The organism is Leuconostoc litchii (assembly GCF_008107645.1).
In the GTDB taxonomy this organism is placed as follows: domain Bacteria; phylum Bacillota; class Bacilli; order Lactobacillales; family Lactobacillaceae; genus Leuconostoc; species Leuconostoc litchii.
In genome coordinates this window covers 33,523-55,614 of sequence record NZ_SDGY01000001.1, presented here as the reverse complement: position 1 = coordinate 55,614, position 22,092 = coordinate 33,523, and the positions used below count along the sequence as shown (strand labels likewise).

General features: G+C 36.7%; 22 protein-coding genes. 1 reads left to right on the top strand and 21 read right to left on the bottom strand.

Annotated features, from left to right (window positions below):
• Window positions 1-25 precede the first annotated feature (25 nt).
• The 19 genes from ESZ47_RS00265 to ESZ47_RS00175 all read right to left on the bottom strand — a co-directional run bounded on the left by ESZ47_RS00265 (window position 26) and on the right by ESZ47_RS00175 (window position 19,526).
• Complete coding sequence (locus tag ESZ47_RS00265; RefSeq protein ID WP_148603698.1) at window positions 26-1,807, bottom strand: DNA-binding protein; 1,782 nt, start codon at window positions 1,805-1,807, stop codon at window positions 26-28.
• 103 nt (window positions 1,808-1,910) lie between these two features.
• Complete coding sequence (rpsP, locus tag ESZ47_RS00260; RefSeq protein ID WP_148603696.1) at window positions 1,911-2,315, bottom strand: 30S ribosomal protein S16; 405 nt, start codon at window positions 2,313-2,315, stop codon at window positions 1,911-1,913.
• Window positions 2,316-2,446: 131 nt separating this feature from the next.
• Complete coding sequence (locus ESZ47_RS00255; protein ID WP_148603695.1) at window positions 2,447-2,650, bottom strand: hypothetical protein; 204 nt, start codon at window positions 2,648-2,650, stop codon at window positions 2,447-2,449.
• Window positions 2,651-2,833: 183 nt separating this feature from the next.
• The gene (gene ileS / locus ESZ47_RS00250; RefSeq protein WP_148603692.1) at window positions 2,834-5,626 is read right to left on the bottom strand and encodes an isoleucine--tRNA ligase; all 2,793 of its coding nucleotides are present in this window, start codon (window positions 5,624-5,626) and stop codon (window positions 2,834-2,836) included.
• A gap of 297 nt (window positions 5,627-5,923) precedes the next feature.
• Window positions 5,924-6,586 carry a DivIVA domain-containing protein gene (locus ESZ47_RS00245; protein WP_148603690.1) on the bottom strand — a complete coding sequence of 221 codons (663 nt, stop codon included), beginning with the start codon at window positions 6,584-6,586 and terminating at the stop codon, window positions 5,924-5,926.
• 53 nt (window positions 6,587-6,639) lie between these two features.
• Window positions 6,640-7,437 (bottom strand): YlmH family RNA-binding protein, encoded by a 798-nt coding sequence (locus ESZ47_RS00240; protein WP_148603689.1) that lies wholly within the window; start codon window positions 7,435-7,437, stop codon window positions 6,640-6,642.
• On the bottom strand, window positions 7,434-7,697 hold the full coding sequence (locus ESZ47_RS00235) for a YggT family protein (protein ID WP_148603687.1): 264 nt from the start codon (window positions 7,695-7,697) through the stop codon (window positions 7,434-7,436). The genes ESZ47_RS00240 and ESZ47_RS00235 overlap by 4 nt, the downstream gene beginning before the upstream one ends.
• Before the next feature lie 3 nt (window positions 7,698-7,700).
• A complete protein-coding gene (locus ESZ47_RS00230) occupies window positions 7,701-8,147 on the bottom strand; it encodes a cell division protein SepF (protein ID WP_148603685.1) in 447 nt (148 codons plus the stop codon).
• 9 nt (window positions 8,148-8,156) lie between these two features.
• On the bottom strand, window positions 8,157-9,449 hold the full coding sequence (gene ftsZ / locus ESZ47_RS00225) for a cell division protein FtsZ (RefSeq protein WP_148603683.1): 1,293 nt from the start codon (window positions 9,447-9,449) through the stop codon (window positions 8,157-8,159).
• 23 nt (window positions 9,450-9,472) lie between these two features.
• The gene (ftsA, locus tag ESZ47_RS00220) at window positions 9,473-10,804 is read right to left on the bottom strand and encodes a cell division protein FtsA (RefSeq protein ID WP_148603681.1); all 1,332 of its coding nucleotides are present in this window, start codon (window positions 10,802-10,804) and stop codon (window positions 9,473-9,475) included.
• Window positions 10,805-10,895: 91 nt separating this feature from the next.
• On the bottom strand, window positions 10,896-11,600 hold the full coding sequence (locus ESZ47_RS00215) for a cell division protein FtsQ/DivIB (RefSeq protein WP_148603679.1): 705 nt from the start codon (window positions 11,598-11,600) through the stop codon (window positions 10,896-10,898).
• Window positions 11,600-12,691, bottom strand: a complete 1,092-nt coding sequence (gene murG / locus ESZ47_RS00210) for an undecaprenyldiphospho-muramoylpentapeptide beta-N-acetylglucosaminyltransferase (RefSeq protein ID WP_148603677.1) — start codon at window positions 12,689-12,691, stop codon at window positions 11,600-11,602. Before murG ends, ESZ47_RS00215 begins: the two co-directional genes overlap by 1 nt.
• A gap of 2 nt (window positions 12,692-12,693) precedes the next feature.
• Window positions 12,694-14,052, bottom strand: coding sequence for a UDP-N-acetylmuramoyl-L-alanine--D-glutamate ligase (murD, locus tag ESZ47_RS00205; RefSeq protein ID WP_148603675.1), 1,359 nt, complete (start codon window positions 14,050-14,052; stop codon window positions 12,694-12,696).
• Between the two features lie 45 nt (window positions 14,053-14,097).
• Complete coding sequence (gene mraY, locus ESZ47_RS00200; protein WP_148603673.1) at window positions 14,098-15,060, bottom strand: phospho-N-acetylmuramoyl-pentapeptide-transferase; 963 nt, start codon at window positions 15,058-15,060, stop codon at window positions 14,098-14,100.
• A gap of 9 nt (window positions 15,061-15,069) precedes the next feature.
• Complete coding sequence (locus ESZ47_RS00195; protein WP_148603671.1) at window positions 15,070-17,208, bottom strand: penicillin-binding protein; 2,139 nt, start codon at window positions 17,206-17,208, stop codon at window positions 15,070-15,072.
• A 2-nt stretch (window positions 17,209-17,210) separates the two neighbouring features.
• Window positions 17,211-17,585, bottom strand: coding sequence for a cell division protein FtsL (ftsL, locus tag ESZ47_RS00190; RefSeq protein WP_148603669.1), 375 nt, complete (start codon window positions 17,583-17,585; stop codon window positions 17,211-17,213).
• Between the two features lie 42 nt (window positions 17,586-17,627).
• The gene (gene rsmH / locus ESZ47_RS00185) at window positions 17,628-18,566 is read right to left on the bottom strand and encodes a 16S rRNA (cytosine(1402)-N(4))-methyltransferase RsmH (protein WP_148603667.1); all 939 of its coding nucleotides are present in this window, start codon (window positions 18,564-18,566) and stop codon (window positions 17,628-17,630) included.
• A gap of 36 nt (window positions 18,567-18,602) precedes the next feature.
• On the bottom strand, window positions 18,603-19,034 hold the full coding sequence (gene mraZ, locus ESZ47_RS00180) for a division/cell wall cluster transcriptional repressor MraZ (protein WP_148603665.1): 432 nt from the start codon (window positions 19,032-19,034) through the stop codon (window positions 18,603-18,605).
• Window positions 19,035-19,184: 150 nt separating this feature from the next.
• Complete coding sequence (locus ESZ47_RS00175) at window positions 19,185-19,526, bottom strand: DUF3397 family protein (protein ID WP_148603663.1); 342 nt, start codon at window positions 19,524-19,526, stop codon at window positions 19,185-19,187.
• Between the two features lie 100 nt (window positions 19,527-19,626).
• On the opposite strand from ESZ47_RS00175, the gene ESZ47_RS00170 reads away from it, so the two are divergent.
• Complete coding sequence (locus ESZ47_RS00170) at window positions 19,627-19,833, top strand: DUF4044 domain-containing protein (RefSeq protein WP_148603662.1); 207 nt, start codon at window positions 19,627-19,629, stop codon at window positions 19,831-19,833.
• Window positions 19,834-19,874: 41 nt separating this feature from the next.
• Here ESZ47_RS00170 and ESZ47_RS00165 read toward each other — a convergent pair whose 3' ends face one another.
• Complete coding sequence (locus tag ESZ47_RS00165; RefSeq protein WP_148603660.1) at window positions 19,875-21,581, bottom strand: DAK2 domain-containing protein; 1,707 nt, start codon at window positions 21,579-21,581, stop codon at window positions 19,875-19,877.
• Between the two features lie 8 nt (window positions 21,582-21,589).
• On the bottom strand, window positions 21,590-21,949 hold the full coding sequence (locus ESZ47_RS00160) for an Asp23/Gls24 family envelope stress response protein (RefSeq protein ID WP_148603658.1): 360 nt from the start codon (window positions 21,947-21,949) through the stop codon (window positions 21,590-21,592).
• Window positions 21,950-22,092: the final 143 nt, after the last annotated feature.

Below are 22,092 nucleotides of genomic sequence, written 5' to 3'. Positions count from 1 at the left end.
GCTTTTGACAATCTAGATCATCAAATTAATTTAATCCATTAATTTTAATTTCTTCGATTGTTGCTATTTTAGCATTATCTAACATATTAGCTCTAAAACTTACCTTATCACCTTCTTTTAAGAAAACTGCTTTCGGTTCGTTATTTGTGTCAATTTTAAAGATAGCTTTTTGCCCTTCAACCATGAAATTAATAATTGTATTTTTACTATCATTAACGATTGCAACACGTGTCACACTGCCACTAATACTTTTATCGTATTTCTTATTAGTTGAATGATTATTTGTCCCATTAGAAGCTAAATCATTACGATAAGCATCGAGTGCTTCTTGGGCATTATCACCATCGATAACAATATCATTGTCGATAGCATTGATATAAACATACTTCTTAAATATCCCTTTACTATCTAACAAAGATATAACCCACGTTGGTGTACCATCAATGTTATATAAAATAGGCATCTGTGCAACCCATTTTTTCTCAGGATAAATTTTATCAGCAATGCTTATTGCACCATCTGAGTCCATTAATCCTGTATGTTTGTCACGATAATAAGTTAGTTGCCCTGTTCGAGCGTTGATTAAAGAATATCCTAATGCAGAATCTTGATTATTATTACCAGAAGTAAAATCAGTAAAGTACAATAAGTTCCCCTTTGAATCAATTAAAGGGGTAATTTGACCGGCTGCATAAACGCCATTGTCAGTAGGTACTTTTACATTACGCTTGGCACCAAAAGAGGTTTGATTCCACCATCCATTTTGGTACCGACCATAAAACTCATTCATTTTATTGGCTGCAGAACTCGTAATTGGGGCATCTACAAATTTAGGTGCCTTATTGGCTTGATAGACTTTAACTTCGCCAGTCTGTGCATTTAAAACAGCCGTCTTAAATTCATTAAATTTCATTCGCCCAGAAACACCATATTCACGATATAATGTTTGAACATAATATGGTGTACCCTTCTCGTCAATTTCTAAGTTCATACGCCCCATACTAGCATATGTGGGTGCTGCTGCGTAAATTTTACGGGCTGCATCATTATTTAAGTAAGCTGACGGACTATACTTCAATGGCTTTTTAACAAATTTAGGCTGCGCATTTACATCAGTTGCACTAATGATAAAGTATCCTGGTACTGATTTATTTTTCAACCATTTGAAAAATCCATTAAACTCGACTGTCGCTACATACACATACTTTCCATCAACAACTTGTGCTGTTATCCCATCCAATTCATACATATTTGAATTTGGAATCACACTAAATTTTTGTTGCATTTTTCTTTTCGCTGTATCGGGTGCCAAAGCAATAGGCATATCCTTTGCAGATGTCAATAATTCAGCAGATTCTTTTGTTTTAGATGGAATAGATTGATACACGTTATTAATACTCGTTATTTTTGTAACGAACGCAATCGCACCAACAGTAATCCATAATAAGAACAGCGCAGCTACTACAAAAATATAGCGACGAAAAAAGTAAGTTTTTGTTCTATCACTTACATTTTTGGTACCATTTTGATTCATCCAACTATTAATTTTGTTAAATGAAGAAATACCAGCGTAACCAATTAAATTGATTACTGCTGCCACAAAAGCAAATAAAAGATTAATATTAATTAATGTTGTTAAATTTTTAGGTGGTAATTGAATATACAATACAAAATACGCCAAAATAAATTCAATCACTGTACTCATAATGAACCATTTTATTTTACGATTCAATAGTAAAGCGACCACATTAACAATCAACGTACCAATCAAAAATACCAAGGTAACATTTATAAAACTTAGTAGCATATTAACTCTCTCCCTATTAATAGTGTTACAAACAACAAATCTTATCTAAATAAAGAAAAACAGCCACTTCTAATTTCTAGAAGCGACTGTTTGATCATTTATATTAAACAAGTGCTAATAAATCAGCTTTCTTAGCTGAAGATGGGTATGAAGTACCTTCGGCATCCAAATATGCTTTGATTTCTGCAACTGTATTCTTATCAGTTGGCTTCTTAGCTGAAGATGGCTTAGCTGACTTTTTACCAGACTTTGATTCGTTGTACTTTGCCAAAATACCAGCATTGCTCAACAAATTGCGAACTGTGTCAGAAGGTTGTGCACCATTACCCAACCATGACAAAATTTTTGCTTCATCTAGCTTAACTTCTGCTGGTTGTGAGATTGGGTTGTATGTACCAACTGTTTCAATAAAACGACCATCACGTGGTGAACGTGAATCTGCAATAACGACACGGTAGAACGGACGCTTCTTTGCACCCATGCGCTTCAAACGAATTTTAACTGCCATTGTGGTAGTCCTCCAAATTTCTTTTGTGTTTTTTACACATCAATTTACTATATAAGTATGCCACAAGTTTTAATTTATGTCAAGTAAAAGTCCTTGACATAAATTACTTTTTTGAGCCGTGTTAATGATGACTACTGTTTCTCATCATCATGACGCGCTGTATTCATTTCTTCACTTAAAATAATTAATTTGTCTAGTGCACGGCGTGCTAATATGGAATCATGCTTACGATTTGCTGGATTCGTAATACCACCAAGTGTGTGTGGCGTGTTTAAATCATTAATAACCTTTATCAATTCATCTTGCCAAATTCTAAGCTGATCATTTCCAACCATTATCCTTACTCCTATAAACACTTTAACAACTATTCTATCAAAATTATAATAAAATAACAAACAAGTTACCATATACTAACTCTTCATAAAATAAACTTAATCCAATTTAACATTTTTGATATATTGTCATGAATTTCATGGTTATAAAAAGCATTACACTTAACAAGTGTAATGCTTTTCTATTTATTCAAAGCCTTCAGTGATGGCTTCAGGATAGAATTCACGAATAATTTCAGCTTCATGCCTTGATAATTCTGGGAATGTTGGATCAGCTCCTAAATCTTCATGGAACATACGATCACGCGGCGAAACACTACCATCTGCATGAGCAACAGATAGTTTCCAACCATCGTACTCCTTAATATTATCAGTAGTATCAGTATCATTAGTGTGTAACTGTGAAACCATCAATAATAACCGAACATCTGCGTTTAATGTATCCAACCATTGCTTTTGCTCAGCAGTGAGATAAATTGTCAATGCAGCTTCCGCGTTTTTTCCAATCAAATCTGCTTCACGAGCTTCTTCTAAGACTTTATTTACTGCATCACGCAGGTTCATAAATACTGACCAATTTTCAAACAATTCAGTAGTATCACCCAGATTCTCTGCATCAGGCATTTCTGTCAAATAAGCAAATTCAGCTGTTTCATGTGGCAAATATTCCCAAACTTCTTCAGCCGTATGTGGCAAAATAGGTAATAACAAACGTGTAAGATCGGTCAAAACCTTATAAAATACTGTCTGCATTGAACGACGAGCATGTCCTGTTGGTGCTTCAACATACACTACATCTTTAGCAATATCTAAATAGAATGCTGACAAATCGACATTAACGAAATTAATCACACGCTTGAAAATATCATTTAAGGCATACTTATCATACGCTTCACGTACATCACCAACAAACCTGTTTTCCAACGCATAAAAATACTGATCATGCGCAGCCAACTCACTATATTTTACAGCATCTTTTTCAGGATTAAAATCTGCCGTATTCGCCATTAAGAAACGCAATGTGTTTCTTAACTTTCGATAATTTTCTGAAACTTGTTTTAATATTTCATTTGATACGGGCATATCTTGTGAAGTATCGACAGAAATTGTCCACAAACGCAAAATTTCAACACCTAACTTATCTGCCACTTCAATTGGTGAAATTGTGTTACCAAGTGACTTAGACATTTTATTGCCTTTACCATCTAATGTAAATCCTTGTGACAATACTGATTTATACGGTGCAATTCCATTCACCGCAACAGAAGTAATCAAAGAAGAGTTGAACCAACCTCGATATTGATCAGAACCTTCTAAATACATATCTGCTGGGTAATCCAATTGTGGCCGTGTGTTTAAGACACCATTCCATGAAGATCCAGAATCAAACCAAACATCCATGATATCTTCTTCTTTAGTAAATTCACCGTTTGGAGAGTGTTCGTTAGTATATCCTTCTGGTAGTAATTCTTTAGCTTCATGCTCAAACCAATAGTTCGAACCATGTTTAGCAAATAATTCAGCAACATGTTCAATTACTTGTTCATCCAAAACAGCTGTGCCATCTTCTGCGTAAAAAATTGGCAACGGCACACCCCAAACACGTTGACGTGAAATAACCCAATCACCACGATCACGAATCATGTTATGCAGACGAACTTTACCCCATTCTGGGAAATATTCAACTTTATCTAGCTCTGATAGAATTTCATCACGAAACTTTTCAACAGACGCAAACCATTGTGGGACTGCGCGCCAGATGATAGGCTTTTTTGTTCGCCAGTCAAATGGGTACGAATGTGTAATTTTTTCTTTAGCTAAAAATAAGTTAGCTTCTGTTAATTTGTTAATCACAATGCCAGTCACATCATCATAGAATTTGCCTTCGAAATCATCACCAGCAGCGGCAGTCATAAATCCTTTGGCATCAACCGTGACATCAACTGGTAGATCGTACTGCTTACCAACGTTATAATCATCTTCACCAAATCCTGGCGCTGTATGGACCAGGCCAGTTCCTGAATCTAATGTTACATGATCTGCATTCATAACAACCTCTTGTTGATCAGCATCCCATGGATGATAGGCTGTAATTTTATCAAGTTCTTGGCCTTTGTAAGAGGCCACAGTTTCCCAAGAATTCCAACCAAATTTAGGAGCTACCGTTTCAAGTAATTCAGTCGCCACAACGAACCTACGGTTTTCACCCTCAGGTTGAACAACAGAATAATCAAAATCAGGTCCTAATGTGATTCCTCGAGAAGCCGTAACCGTAAATGGTGTTGTTGTCCAAACCACAAAGTAGGTATTATCATCTAAAATACCGTGACCATCTTTTACCTTATTAGCATAAAATAGGGATGTTGAATCAATATCATGATATTCAATTTCGGCCTCAGCTAAAGCAGACTCAGAAGACCATGACCAATAAACAGGTTTAGCACCTTTGAAGATATAACCTTTGGCAACCATTGTACCGAATACTCGAACTTGTGCTGCTTCAAATTCAGGTTGTAAAGTGATATATGGATTATCCCAGTCGCCTAATACGCCTAGTCTTTTAAAGTCAGAACGTTGTGTATTAACCTGCTTTAGGGCGAAATCTTTTGCTAAATTACGCCACTCGTGCTTTGGCATACTTTTACGATCATGCCCTAATTTTGTCAATTGTTGCTCAATAGGCAAACCATGTGTATCCCATCCTGGTACATATGGGGCATAGAAACCTGACATATTTTTATAACGAACAATAATATCTTTTGTAATCTTATTTAATGCGTGACCAATATGAATGTTTCCATTAGCATATGGCGGTCCATCATGTAGGTTAAAATGTGGCTTTTGTTGATTTTGAGATAGTCTTTTCTGGTACAAATTCTGTGCATACCATTTAGCTTGACGCTCTGGTTCAGTTTTAGGTAAGGAACCACGCATCGGAAAACCTGTTTTCCCGAGGTTCAATGTATCTTTATACTTCATTAATAATTCTCCTTAATTTATAATTTGTTAGCCATTCAATATATTTAAACAATAATGAAAATGCGTCCCTATGCTCAAAAGCATAGGGACGCATTAGCGTGGTACCACCCAAGGTTTTAGTAATATATCAAATATTACCCTCAAAATAGTTTTAACGGACTTCACCGTTTTAGCTTACTTGAAAGTTCAGCTAAACAAAAAGTAACTGATCCGATTGACGACAGGGACGATCATCTCTAACCACCATGACTCGCTGCGCGTATGAACGCCAACCTTGCTGTGTTACGCTTTTTATAATTAATTATTGTCTTCTTTTTGTTCTTCTTCCGGAAACACTACAACCGGACCTTGTACATTATCCTGTCCTGAATCTTGCTCGGTATCATCTGATTCCGAAAAAGCTACTGGCTCAGGTTTTGCAATTTCTCCAACACGATTAGCAGTTATTTGCCCTATTGGTAAACGATGAACTGCTTCTGCCAACTCACCGCTTTCTAATAGTTTACGCTGAGATTCCAATAATTGCAAGAATGAATTTTTAAAATTCTCAACTTCTTCACGTAATTGGTTTTGCTCATTTGTTAATTCAGCATTTTCTTGTGCTAAACGAATTACATCTGCATCTGCTTTTGCACGTGCATCATTAATAATTTTTGTAGCTGATTCTTGTGCATGCGTTAACTGCTTTTTAACTTCAATATCAGCATCTTGCTTTAAACGATCTGCAGCTTCTTGGGCAACAAATATGGATTGATTAACTTGATCACGCTTTGCCTCAAGCTCATCAATTTTCACCTGTGCTTGTTCATTTTGTCGCTTAAGGTCATCTCGTTCAGCAATAAGGGCTTCATAATCACCGTTAATTTGATCTAAAAATGCGTCAACATCTGTAGCAATATACGCCTTGCTTCCTTTTTTGGTAAATTCATGAGTTAAAATTTCATCAGGTGTGAGTGCCATAATTTTCTCCTTTAGTATGTTTTTGTGAACTATAGATATTTATCCCTATTTCCCTAACGTCGAATAATATTAATGATGGACTTAATTTTATTTTTTTTACTCAACCCATCCAATAATTTAATTTGAATTCGACCATACTTTCTCACTGAAATAATATCTCCGATTGCTACTTCGACATTAGCTTTAGATATTTCAGTCCAATTCATTCGAACATGATTTTCTTCAATTAAATTTTTAGTATTAGCACGTGTCAAGCCAAAACCTGCCGAAATAACTGTGTCAATTCGTAAGGAAGAAATCAATAAGAATTCTTCTTTCCAATCACATAAAACTGGCATTGCCTCAGCGATATCACGGTTAACTAACGCCACCTTTGTACGTCCAATCTGAGTAACTGTGTCTTGGATATAATTCAACATTTTAGAGTCAACTATTACTTGCCAGTGAGTATGATCTGAATCATATAAAATATCACCAACAACTGTTCGGCCGACACCGCTACTTAATATGGCTCCTAAAATCATTGCATGATGTAACGTGACAAACTTATAGGAATAGTCTATTTCAAGAAGAGATAATTTAAAATCTAAATTATCTATTGGATAACCTTTTGGTAAGATAATAGCTCTTTGGCTCTCAGCACCGAAAGTACCCCCACTAAAATGTATGGACAATTCGTTTGAATGATTTATTAGAGACTTCAGTATATACTGTTCTCTCGGATTAAGAAATTGTGTTAATACAACACGATAGCTATCCTCTGCTTGTTGAATCCAATTACTAGCTTGCCTAATAAAAGACTGTTCGTTTGAACGAAAATGCTGTTCAATAACTGCTAGATTGTTTGTCATAGGAACAAATTAACCAAATGAGCCAAGCCATTTCGTGCAAAATTTAAAGCAATAATTGCAACAATTGGTGAAAAATCAATCATTGCGACCGGTGGAATAAATCGGAACATGTTCAAGTATGGCTCAACAATTCTACCAAGAAAACGTCCTAAACCAGATTCACGCGCGCCAGGTAACCAAGACATCAACACGTATACAACAATTGCGTACTCATAAATTTGAATTAATCCGAAAACCCATTTAATAATTTCTACTATCATATACTAGTACCGACTATTGGGTTCAAGGTTATCTGTTAAAGTACCAGAAATCTCAAATGTATTTGGCGTAACCAAGAATATAGACTGTCCAATGCGCTCAATTTCTCCATTAACAGCGTATATTGTTCCGCCTAAGAAATCCAAAATTCGCTTAGCTTGAGCTTCATCAATTTGGGTAAAATTAACAATAGCTGCTTCTCCACCTAATATTTGTGAAGCAATTGAACGAGAATCTGAGTATACTTTCGGCTCGAACAACGCAATTTTACTGTTGGCGCTGTTCAATCCTGTAGTAGCATGCGTTTGTGGATTTTGACGAACAAATCGTGTTTGAGAAGCGTTCTGTTGACCTGTTTGATCTTGCTGATGGCTTTGTTCATAGCCATCTTCTTCATAATAATCGTCTTCTTCATTACTGAACAGACGTTTTATTGTATCCCCTAATGCCATGAATTCTCCTTAACGCTTCTTGAAAAATGGTGGTTGATCAACATCGTCATCATTTGACAAATCAATTGATGTACTTGAAGTGGGTGTGTTAAACACGTCAAATGACTGCTTTTGAACGTCATCAAAACGTTTTTCTTCAGTAAACACATCCTTTGTATCGTTCGTAATGTTCCAATCTGCAAATGGATCATTTTGTGTTATTGTTGGTTTTTGCGTCACATTGGTTGGTACTGGATTTTCAAATACAGAGTTAGTTGTTGGTGCCTCATTGCTATTCTTTGTGTTTGTACCAAAAACTGTAGCAGCTGAGGCAGCTGTCTGTTCAGTCATTTGAGGTTTTTCAGTAATATTTTGTAATCCTGTTGCAATCACTGTTACTCGAATAGAATCCTCTAGGTTTTCGTCGATTGATGTTCCAAAAATAACGTTAACATCATGACCTGCTTCTTGGCTAATCACTTCTGAAGCTGTTTGTGCTTCAAATAATGACATATCCAAACCGCCTGTAATATTTAACAAAACATCTTCGGCTCCTGCCATATCTACTTCCAAAAGGGGAGAAGAAATAGCTTGCTTTGTTGCATCAGCAGCACGTGTTTCACCACTTGCTTGCCCGACACCCATCAAAGCAGGTCCAGCATCTTGCATTACTGTTTTAACATCCGCAAAATCGAGGTTAATGAATCCAGGATTTGTAATTAATTCTGAAATACCACGAACACCTTGAGCCACAACTTCATCAACTACTTTAAAGGCCTCTGATAGCGGTGTGCGTAAATCTATACGATCTTTCAAACGTTCATTTGTAATTACAATCAAAGAATCAACAGATTCCGACAATGCTTGTAGTCCTTCTGCGGCATAACGGCCACGCTTAGGGCCTTCCCACTTAAATGGACGTGTAACAACAGCAACAGTTAAGGCTCCTTGCTCTTTAGCAATGCGTGCTACGACTGGAGCAGCACCATTACCAGTTCCGCCACCCATTCCAGCAGTAATAACAACCATATCAGCACCTGACATTGCAGAAGCAATTGCTTCTGAAGATTCTTCAGCAGCCTTAGTTCCTCGTTCTGGATTAGAGCCTGCCCCCAAACCGCCTGTTAATTTAGGACCAATTTGAATCTTAGTATCAGCTTTTGATTTGTCTAACGCTTGTACATCAGTATTGGCAACGATGAATTCAACGCCACTAACACCTTCTTCTATCATGTGGTTAACAGCGTTGGAACCACCTCCACCAACACCAATAACTTTAATGATTGCGCCAGCTTGTTGCGCGTCATCAATTGAAAAATCCATGAGTCGTCTCCTTAAATGTTCGATTATTCTTCATTAAATAAATTGCTAATTTTTTGGCGTATTTTGTTAAAAAAACTTTGTTCCGGCTCATTAACAATTTCACCATCATATTGAAAAGTTTCTAGTGACTGTTGCGCCACATCTTCTCCAAAATCGTTCGCTAATACGACATCCTGTTGTCCTAGTTCACGTCTTTGCATAATTGTTTGCTTGATAACTTGCTGTGTCATGGTTTCACGTGAAGCAAATATAGCGTACGATAATGCTCGTGAATAAGAAGGATGCCGCAAGCCAATTTGATCTGGCACAAACAAACGAACATTATCACCCAACACTCGTTTTGCAAAATCAACCATTTTAGGTAAAGCGGCGTTTCCACCTGTAAGCACAAATCCACCTGGTAAATTCAGCGCACCAATTTGTTTTAGTTGTTCAAAAGACCTAGTGTACATCTGCTCTAAACGAGCAGCAATAATTTCTGAAAGATATTGCTCATCAAATTGCTTTGTAACGTCTTCACCAATTACCTCAACAGGAAATTCATGGGCAGATATTGTTTGTTTAGGATCGGCATATCCATAATCCCGTTTAATTTTTTCAGCATTGATATATGATGTTCCTAATACTGTAGATATATCTCTAGTAACATTATCACCACCTTCAATATCCACAAAAGTGAACTTAAGTTTGCGATCATGAATAATAGATGTACTTGTTTGTCCACCGCCGAGATCAATCAAAACAGTTCCAAAATCTTGTTGCCCGTCGTTTAAAATGACTGACCCCATCGCTAACGGTGCTAATACAAACTCACGAAGAGTTAATCCTGCTTTTTGTATGGCCATTCGTGTATTATCTAGAACTTTTTCTGGTCCCACATAAGCAATCCCATGCATTTCTAAACGCACACCTATCATCTCGTGTGGATCCTTAATGCCATCAAACCCATCAACGATAAATTCTTCAGCAACTAATTCTATAACATCTTGATCAGCTGGCAAACCTCGTGATAATGCTTGTGTTGCAACATTTTGTACATCTTGATATGTAATTCGTTTATTTTGGTTTGCAATTGACACCAAACCATCAACATCAATAATTTTAATTTGATTAGCTGGAATACCAGCTACCACTTCATTAATTTGAATATTTGCTTTTTCTTGTGCCTGATTAATCGCTTCGCGAATTGCATTAGCAGTTGCATCGATGTCCACAATCACACCACGACGCAAACCCCTAGATGGGGCATTCCCTGCACCAATTACATTAAACTGATTACCAGCCATTTGTGTAATGACAACTTTAATTGAAGTAGTTCCGATGTCTAATCCAACCGTCACGCCTGAATTATTCATGCGTTGTGCCCCTTTATAAATTATTTTTTTAAAATATACCTAATACTAATGGTACCATAAAATATAAGTGTTTGACTACTGATTTGATAGTCTATTTTGCGCCATATGCATATGAATAGGCACCATATTGTAAATCAACTACACCTTTACTTTCCATTTGAGCAGCGATTCCTGAATAGTAAACCATTTTTTGACCAAAAGTTTTCAACGTTGCAAATACTGTATTGCCATCAACCATAATTATTTTAAGACGATTACTGTTATCTTTTGTTGGTGAGTAAATAATTTGACTAATATTTTGCCGTAGTGATAATTCAAATTTTGAAAATGTTATAGCTGCTTTCGTTAAAGATTGATCATTTTTAAAATTACTATAAATCGGTGCACTACCATCTGGCTGGCTAACTTTTTTTAACTCTGCGCGCCGATTTAGTCGATACCACTGCTGCTGCTTTTTAATAAAACCTGCACTAACATTCTCGACTACTTTAATAGATATCGTGTTATTTTCTAAAGATATTTTCGCTGAATATACTTTACTATCTTTTTTTATCAATTGATGAGCTATAAACTGCTCTTGACCAACGATACGCCACAATGGTGTTTTACTATTAATACCAACATATTTTTCGACCTGTTTCGCTGTTAACATACTCGAATCAATGTTCACTGATTTAATAGTACGCCATGGTTGTAAACTCAAAATTAAACCAACAATTAAAACGGCAAAAGCCGCTAAACTTAACCAGAGTTGTAGCGGTCTTTTTTTCGTAAATTGTGATTTAATGTTATTCATCATTCACCAATCGCATCAAGTATTAATGCATATAATCGATCACCAGCATCTTGCATACCAACTTTTTTAGCATTTTTGGCCATTTTCTTACTAACTGATTCGTTAAGCAATAAAGAATCAGCCGCAACTAACAATGCCTCCCCTGATAATGCTGGTTCTGAAATCATTAGTGCAGCACCTGTATCAACTAAGCTTTGTGCATTCTTAGTTTGATGATCGCCAGTAACAAATGGGCTTGGAATCAATATAGACGGGATACCTAAAGCAGTAATTTCAGCAATAGATGTTGCACCAGCTCGGGATACAATAGCTGACGTTTTTGAAAGTACATCAGGCATATTGTCAATATACGGTAAAATTCTCACATTATCTGCCGGTTGTGTTGTTAACTTTTCCAAAACATTGTCATATCTTTTAGGCCCAGTAACAAGAATTACTTGATAATTTCTTGTGTTAAACTCTTGCATTGCATCAATAACAGCTAAATTAATAGCTGGTGCACCTTGTGAACCACCAAAAATCAACAAAGATGGTTTGTTGTCACTTAAACCAATTTGTTGCCAAGAAAAATCAGACTGCAATGATACTACTTGTTGCGCACGCGGGTTTCCTACAAAAAAAGCCTTTCCTTGAGGAAACTGTGTTCGAGCTATATCAAAAGCGACACCTATTTTTGTTGCACCACGAGACAAAAATTTATTTGTGACACCGGCAACAGAGTTTTGTTCATGAATAACAGTTGGGATGTGTAGCCTTTGAGCTGCATATACCACAGCACCACTAACATATCCACCTGTACCCACAACAACGTCTGGTTTAAAATCCTTAATAATTTTTTTAGCTTGCTTAACAGCTTTTAAAAATAACGATACTGTTTTTATATTATCCAATGATAACGATCTCTTAAAACCTTGTACAGTAAGTTTCTCAAAAGGCATGCCGGTAGCAGGAACAATACTTGATTCTACACCACGTTCTGAGCCAACATACAAAAACTCTGTATCTGGTTCATGTTTATTAATTACTTCTGCTAGTGCTAATGCTGGGTAAATGTGCCCGCCAGTTCCGCCACCTGATAGAATTACTCTCATAATTAATCCTTTCGTAATTTCAATACTTCTCTGAGTGCCTGCACATATTGATTGCCACGTTCCTCAAAACTGCTATATTGATCCCAACTAGCATGAGCCGGTGAAAGCAATACCACATCTCCAGGGGAAGCTAACTGAGTAGCTATTGGCGCAGCTTGTGTTACATCTGTTACTGCAATAACTGGTTTCTCAGCATCTCGGGCTAACGCAACAACCTTTTGTTGCGTCTCACCAATGGCAATAACTGCTTTTACGTTCTTTAGGTTTGGTAATAAACGATTAAGATTATCCCCTCTGTCTAGTCCACCACCAATCCAAATCGTTGGACTGTCAAAACTATTTAAAGCCGTCTGCGTTGCCTCTATATCTGTTGCTTTAGAGTCATTAAAATATTTAACATCATTCACAGTAAATAAGTATTGTAAGCGATGTTCCACGCCACTAAAAGTTTTAAGCACTTCTTGCACAGCTTCTATGGATACATTAGCTAGCTTAGCAACTGTCACCGCTGCTAGTATATTTTCTTGGTTGTGTGGGCCAACGAGTTGGATATCTTTTGTAAGCATTACACGATTTTCTGCCACCATTAAAGTATCATCTATAAATTCAACTGAAAATCCTTTTTTTGTTCTTGAAAATTCTACAACTCGAGCATTTGTCTGAAGTTTGAATGCTTCCGTATCTTCTCCATCCGCATTTAAAACTAAATATTGATTAGGTGTCTGGTTGCGCGTCACACGGAATTTGGCCGCAACATAATTTTCACGTGTTTTGTGATAATCTAAATGATTTGTAAAAATATTAGTAATCAAAGCAATATCTGGTTGAATATCGGGTAACCCTAATAGCTGAAAACTAGACAATTCAAGTAATAGCGTATCTTCTTTCGTTAGTTCAGCAACAACCTCACTAACTGGTATTCCAATATTACCTGCGGTCGTTACCTTTTGACCATCAGCACTCAGCATATCGCGAATCAGGGAGGTAGTCGTTGTTTTACCGTTTGAACCAGTTACAACAATTAAACGCCCTTCAAAAGAGCTTAATGCGACTTCGACTTCAGTCAGAATAGGAATATTCAGTTTTGTAGCTTTTCTAACCAATGCGTGTTCATAATTAATTCCGGGATTTTTTATTAAATAGTCATACGTATTATCAAGTATATCTGGTTGATCAGTGTTAACTAAGTCTACATCTGCAGCTAATAGTTCACGGTATGTGGCATCTTGAGTATCGAAATCCCCTCCATTAACTACAGTAACATAAGCCCCTAATTCCAGTAAACGTTTTGCCGCAGCTTTTCCGGAACGTGCCCAACCAAATACCATTACTTTTTTATTTTTAAAATCTGTTGTTTTCATAAACACTAACCTGATTTCTATAATTATGTACGCGGTAATTCCGCTTTAATTCATATATGCAATACCAATAACTCCTAGTATTGCCGTAACAATCCAAAATAACACATCAATTTGCCATTCATTCCAGCCAAACTTTTCAAAAGAATGATGTATAGGTGCCATTGGAAAAATACGTTTTTTCCAATAATGGTATCCAATAGTTTGAATAATAACTGATAATGTTTCGATAACAAATACTAATCCAAACCATAAAAGTGAAAAAGGAATACCTAAGAGAATTGACTCAATAGCTAATCCAGCTCCTAAAGCTAAAGATCCCGTATCACCCATAAAAATTTTTGCTTTCGGCTTATTAAAAATCAAGAATCCAACTAAAGCACCAATAATCGAAAGATTAAATATAGCAATAATTTGATTATGAACATTAAATGCTATCAAAGTGTACACCAGATAAACTATAATACTTATCCCAGTAAGTAGTCCATCTAATCCGTCTGTTAAATTTGTTGCATTTGACCAACCAACTAGCCAAAACCATAGGAAAATAAAATAAAATATACCTAAATTAACATCCCCAATCATAGGAATATGTATCCCCAAAGGCATATGCATGAACCACATAATTCCCATTAACACAACAGCACAAACTGTTTGTGCTATTAACTTGGGTATAAAACGAAATCCGTCGTCTGCATGATGTATCATCTTTAAAGCATCATCAATACCACCAATTAAAGCATACGCTACGACTGCCAAAACTGGTATTAACATGACTACCAACCCTACTTTACCAGCGTAAGTAACACTACCAATCAATGCACTTAAAATCGCAGCTACTATAAATAGTGCTCCACCCATACTTGGTGTTCCAGCTTTTGATTGATGATCAGGCCCTAACTTTCTAATTACAGCCTGTTCTTTAGATTGTTTTAAAAACTTAATTACCGCGGGCATGAATACTACGGTAACAATAAATGCGCGAGTAAACGCCCACAAATTATCTGCCATTTTCTCCTACTACTCCTTCTCTTTTAAAGCAATTGATATAACGCTACTCTTGACAATGAGTTGATTTTCACCGACACTCTGCTGTGTTATATACCCAGAGCCGTCCCACGTCAATTTAAATCCTACTTGTCTAGCAAAAGACTGTGCATCAACTAAACTCCAACCAATCATATTTGGCATATAAGTATTGCCTTTCGCCGTTAAAATCACTAATTGATTCGTTAATGACTTTTGATTAGCTTGCAATGATTGACTGTTAACCTTCCCTTTTGAACCAACTAAGGCCACTCTGAAACCAGCTTTTGTCATAATACTTTTAGCATCAGCAACTGATTTACCAACAACATTAGGTACTGTCTGCTTAGTTGTCTTTGATTTTACCGCACTATCACTATCATTTAAAGCTTGTAACATCAACGGCTTAAATAATTTACTCATTGTAGGCTGTATATCACCATCGGGCAACTGTGATGGTTGTTGAACGGCCATATAAAATATATATTTAGGATTCTTCTCTGGTGCTAAAACCATAACTGAATGGATCGCATCTTTATAAGTTTGCGAATATTGACCGTTCTTACTAATCTGAGCTGTACCTGTCTTAGCGGCAATTTGATAACCATAATCCCTTAAATCAAATTCCTTTGCTGTACCATCTGATTTGTTAACAACGTCAATCATATATTTTCTAACTTGTTTTGCAGTACTAGCTTTAATTGGGTGCGCAACAGTTTTAGTCTTACCTTGTTTAACAATTTCGCCAGTAGCAGAATCTACTACTTTATCAATAAAATACGGTCTAATTTCTTTGCCATTATTAGCAATGGCCGAATAAGCTTGTATCATCTGCAACGGCGTGACCCGTATAGCTTGTCCAAACGCCGTGTTAGCTTGATCAATACCATAAGAGAATGAGAACGATCCAGATTCCTCGCCATTTAGTCCTGATTGAGTTGACTGTAAAAATTTGAACTTTTCTAAATAATTACGCCAAGTTTGCGAACCTATTTTTTGCTCTGTTTTTGCAAAAGCTACGTTTGATGATCTCCAAAAACCTTCACGATAGGTCATTACGCCCTGATCATTTCCAAAGGAATCTGTCACTTGTTTACCATCAATCAAGTAAGTTCCTGACTGGAAGGTAGCATTAGGCTGCCATTTCCCTGTATCAATGGCAGCTGCCATAGTGATACCTTTCATGGTTGATCCAGGTTCAAATGCACCTTGATCTAGTAAGTTTGACCAAACTGTAGGTGATGTGGCCTTATTATTTGGATTAAAATTTGGTCGTTGTGTCGCTGCTACTATTCGTCCAGTTTTAGCCTCCATAAGCACCGCGACAGCTCTTGCTGGTTTTGTAGACTTAACAAATGTGTCCATTCGTGTTTCTAATGTTGTCTGCAATGACGAGTCTAATGTCAGATACACATTATCACCGTTCTTAACGCTTTGGCTACTATCTGCCTTTTGCCCAATGTAACTTTTAATACCATTTTTACCTGACAACAATGTGTTAGCTGCAGCCTCAATGCCCATGGTTCCTGTAATAGTTGACTGTCCGTTGCTTTTCTCAGTCATATTAACATTTCCAATCAGATGAGAAGCCATTTGGTCATTAGGATACGTTCTAGCTTGGTGAGACGTGAAGGAAATACCTGTCAGTTTCATTTTTTCAATTTTGTTATGTTGCGCAATAGTCAAATTTTTTCCAGCTGTTCCAAATTCAACTTGAAAATGTTTACTTGATAGTCTTTTATAGATTTCTTTTTCTTTTAAATTGATTACTTTACTAAGTTGCCGTGCTACTTTTGATTTATCTGTTACATAAAGTGGCTTACCATTAGTATCTTTTTGATTTTTATTCAGTATGGCATACATATTATAAACAGTCGTATTTTCCGCCAGTACTTGCCCATCAGAATCAAATATTTTACCACGTGAAGCGATAACATTTTGTTTGCCCATAAAAGCTTCTCGGGTGGCTTTTGTAAGATTGTGACCATCCACTGATTTATTGCCCGCAATAATAAAAAGACGTACACCAAGCCCTAAAATCACAACAGTTGTTGCGCTAAGCAACAGAATACCAAATATTCTGGTATTCTTAGTGATTTTTTTTACTGGTATCCGTCTCGCTCTATTTTTCATAATTATTGATTAATATTGCGCACACTGTTATCAGACAGTGTCATGCCATATTTTTTTGCGACCTTATCTAGATTTTTTTTGCTCATGGCAGTTTGTACTTGTGTACGCAAGTCATCATTGTTCTGCTTAGTCTCATCAATTTTTGTTTGAATAGCACTAACACTAGTAGATGCCTTTGTTGTTTGCATACTTGTATACACCACACCCACCATTAGAGCTAACACAACAATTGCTACCATTGCTACCATTGCTCGTTCTTTTTTAGTCCATGTTGCAGCCTTATACTTTTGATGACTTTTAGTCTTGGTAACTGGCTTAGTAGTTTTTAAAGGTGCCTGTTGTGTTAAAGGCGTATATTGATATGCATTTTGTGCCATGTAACATTCTCCAATTTATTTGTCATCATTAATTATAATAAGCTACTTTCGACGTATGCCACGCAATTTTGCTGATTCAGCACGATGATTGACAGACATTTCTTCAGTACTTGGTAGTATAGGTTTGCGCGTTAATAGCTCATAATCTGCCTCAAACTGTCCTGGCAAAACGGGTAACCCAGCCGGTAATTCAGGTGATGAAGATTTTTCACGAAACATTTGCTTTACTAAACGATCTTCTAAAGATTGAAAAGTTATTACACTGATTTTGCCATCTTTTGCTAACAAATTAAGTGCTTGAGTCAAAGAGTCTTCCAAAGCACCTAGTTCATCATTTACAGCAATACGAAATGCTTGAAATGAACGTTTTGCTGGATGTCCGCCCTTGCGGCGAGCTGGAGCTGGAATCGCTTCTTTAATAATGTCAACTAATTCAAAAGTTGTATTAATTGGTTTTATTTCGCGATGTTGCTCAATCTTCCGAGCAATTTGCTTTGGAAAACGATCTTCTCCATATCGACTAAGGACACGCATCAATTCATTAAAAGGCCATTCATTCACAATTGTTTTAGCCGTTAAAATTTGGCGCTGATCCATGCGCATATCAAGTTCTGCATCGTAATTATAGCTAAAACCTCGTTGCCCATCATCAAATTGTACCGAACTAACCCCTAAATCATAAACAATTCCATCAACTGATGTGATGTGATGTGATGCTAACGCTGATGTTAATGTACGAAAATTCTGATGGATTAGAACTAATTTCCCATCAGATATTTCAGTGGCATATTGTTCTGTATTATATTGTATGGCTGTGTCATCTTGGTCAAAACTGTATAGCGTGCCAGTCGTGAGTTTTTTTAAAATTTCACCAGTATGACCACCACCACCTAAAGTTGCATCAACATAAATACCCTCTGGTTTGATATCTAATAAGGCAATGGCCTCATGTAAGAGTACTGTTACATGTTCAAATGGCATCGCAGACCTCATTTCTTAAAACTATGTTCAATTAGTTCAAAGGTCAAAGTCTACCAAACCCTCAGCAATATTATCAAAATCTTCCGCAGTTTCAGCAGTATAGTCTGCCCAATTTTCTGCACTCCATATTTCAAATGAATCACCAACACCAGTAACTACAACACTTTTTTCTAATGACGCGTATTCTCTTAAATTATTGGGAACAACAATTCGTCCCTGCTTATCAAACTCAGCTTCTAATGCGCCAGCCATAACAAAGCGCCTAAAGGCACGTGCATCCTTTTTGCCTATTGGTAATTGATTTAACTGCTCTTGTAGCTTTTCCCAGACAGACATTGGCATTGCACGAAGTGACTTTTCCATCCACTTTGTAATAATGAACTGGTCCCCAAGTTGATTACGAAATTTCGCTGGAATAATTAAACGGCTCTTTGTATCAAGCGTATGTGAATATTCACCCATGAACATAGAGTCACCTCCATTAAAATTTCTATACTATTAATTTACCACATTTCACCACTTCCCTCCACCCAATTTCTCATTTTGTCACAAACTAGTAAATTTTAATATGTAAAAAGGCTTGACTATCAGTGATAGTCAAGCCTTTTTTTGTGGTGTTTAGTGGAGGAATAACCCAATAATTGTTAGCAAAATAAACAATACCGCTGCAACCATGCCACTCCATTGCCAATATCGATGCCAAAAAAATTGCCAGCGCCAACTGCGTTGCAACAGAACCCATGCTAACAACATACCCACAACTAACCAACTAATTAAAATCCATGTAATATAACTCACACCAAATATGTATCCCATCGTTTGGTGCAATACTATCCAGTTAGATAATGTCACAATATCAAGTGTTCCAAGAGGAAACTTCTTCAAAAGCGTCCATTTTTTTAAAATAATCACTACTAACCAAAAACTCAATCCGCCTACTGGCCAAAACCACCATTCCATGTTAATTACCTCGTATCTTACTTTAGCGAATTCGTGTCGAAATTTCAATTCTTTTAAAAGATATGTTAGACTATAAGGTAACATATTAGAGGTGAAATGAATGACTGACGAACAACAAAATCGACCGGTTAACCCAAAACTACAAGCTGAAATCGAAGCTAAACTCAACCAACATAAAATACCAAAGGTGGATAAAAAGCCACGTACTCGTCTTGAAAAAATGACATTAGTGATGTCATGGTTTATGGTTATTTTAATGGCTGGGTCTGTTATTTACGCAGCAATTAGCGCTCTCGGTTGGTTATAAGAATAAAAAGCGTACCATTTTTAACGAATGGTACGCTTTTTTTATTCTACTGCAATAAAGAACGGATAAAGTGGTTGCCCACCATCGTGAACTTCAATTTCTAAATTATCATCCAATGTCTCAACAAATGCTTTAATTTTTTGAGCAATTTTTTCTTTGGTCTCTTTACCAAAAATGATTGTTACAATTTCAGAATCATCATCAATCATTTTTTCAATAGCTTCTTTAGTAGCAGATTCAATATCAGAAGCCACTACTTCGATATCCCCATCGATGATTCCCATCCAATCACCATGACGAATGTCATGTCCATTGAACTTAGTTTCTCGGACAGCTTGGGTAATCTGTGCTGATTTGACATCAGCCATCATTTCAGACATTGACAAAGCATTTTGGTCAATGTCTGCTTCAGGATTATATCCCATCATTGCTGTTAGTCCCTGTTGGATAGTACGTGTCTTCACTACTTCAACCGGAATTTTAGACAAGGAAACCGCCTGTTCAGCTGCCATAAAGATATTACTGTTATTTGGTAATATAATAGCTCTCTTTGCACCACTATTTTCAATAACATTGACAATATCTGCCGTTGACGGATTCATAGTCTGCCCACCTGAAATCACAGTATGAACACCCAAACTTTTGAAAAGATCAGCGATACCGTCACCAGCTGCAATGGCAATCACTGCAGTATCAGATACAGGAACCTGCATAGTTGCCACCTTTTCATTGCGGGCTTCTTCAGCCCGTTGGGCATCGATAACTGACTGTTGTTGGTCACGCATATTATCAACTTTGACCTTCAACAAAGAACCAAATTGAGTTCCCCAGCTAATTACTTTCCCAGGGTTTTCTGTATGGACGTGAACTTTAACAATTTCATCATCATTAATTACTAATAATGAATCACCCAATTTTGCTAAGTAATCATAAAACGTTTGATAATCAAACTCATGATCATAAGTCGTACCTTTGCCAATTTGAACCATAATTTCAGTACAGTACCCATAGGTAATATCGTCCGGATTCAAATTACTATTAGCCTGAGCGCCAGCGTGAAGTTCTTTGACCATTTGATCGAGTTCAGCATTATCAGGTGCTTTGATATCTTCCTCGCTGAAATCACCACTGATCACTTGATAAAATGCTTGTAACACAAAAACCAGGCCTTGTCCGCCAGAATCAACAACACCAACTTCTTTTAACACCGGCAACAAGTCCGGAGTAGAATCTAAGGCAGCTTGAGCAGCTTCTTGGACAGCTGCCATTAATTCAATAATATCATCTGTTTGGTTGGCCACTTTATTTGCTTTAGCTGCAGCTTCACGAATAACTGTTAATATAGTACCCTCAGTAGGCTTCATTACTGATTTATAAGCTACTTGAGCACCACTCATCAAGGCATCCGCCCAATCACGAGCAGACAAAGTGTCTTTATCAGACATACTATTTGAAAATCCACGGAAAATTTGTGAGAGAATGACACCAGAGTTACCTCGTGCACCCATCAACAATCCTTTTGATGTAGCTTTGGCCAACGCACCAATACTTGTTTCAAGTGAATCTCGCTCATACTGGGCACCACTAGCCATTGAGAGGCTCATATTTGTTCCAGTATCACCATCTGGTACGGGAAATACATTTAATTTATTAATTTTATCTGCATTTGCAGCAAGCATTGATGCAGCAGCATTAATCATCTTACCAAATTCAACATTGGTAATTGTTGTTAGTGAATTAACTGACATACTCTCTCCTAGTCACTGACACGAACACCTTGAACAATCACATTAACTTCGGAAACATGAATACCCAAATATGCGTCAAGATTATACTTTACTTTACCCTGAACTGATTTTGAAATCTCGGACAATTTAGTACCGTATTGTGCAACTAGATATACATCCACTGCTACACCACTATCTTTTTGATGTACTACAACACCCTTAGCATAATTTTCACGATTCAAAATTTGATTGACACCATCACGAAAAGTAGCTTTAGAAGCCATACCTACAACCCCAGGATTTTCAATTGCAGAACCACCAACTATTGTAGCAATAACGTCATTTTCTAGGCTAATGTCACCATTTTGCGTTTTAATTATAATCGCCATATTTTTTTAGAACGTTTATTAATATCAAAAAAATTCAATTACTTTGATACTAATAAATGCCTTTCCTCCTCACAAAAGAGTTTACTAGGTATATTTTACCATAGATAGATTATGTTGCATTGACAGGCACTCAAACTATTAAT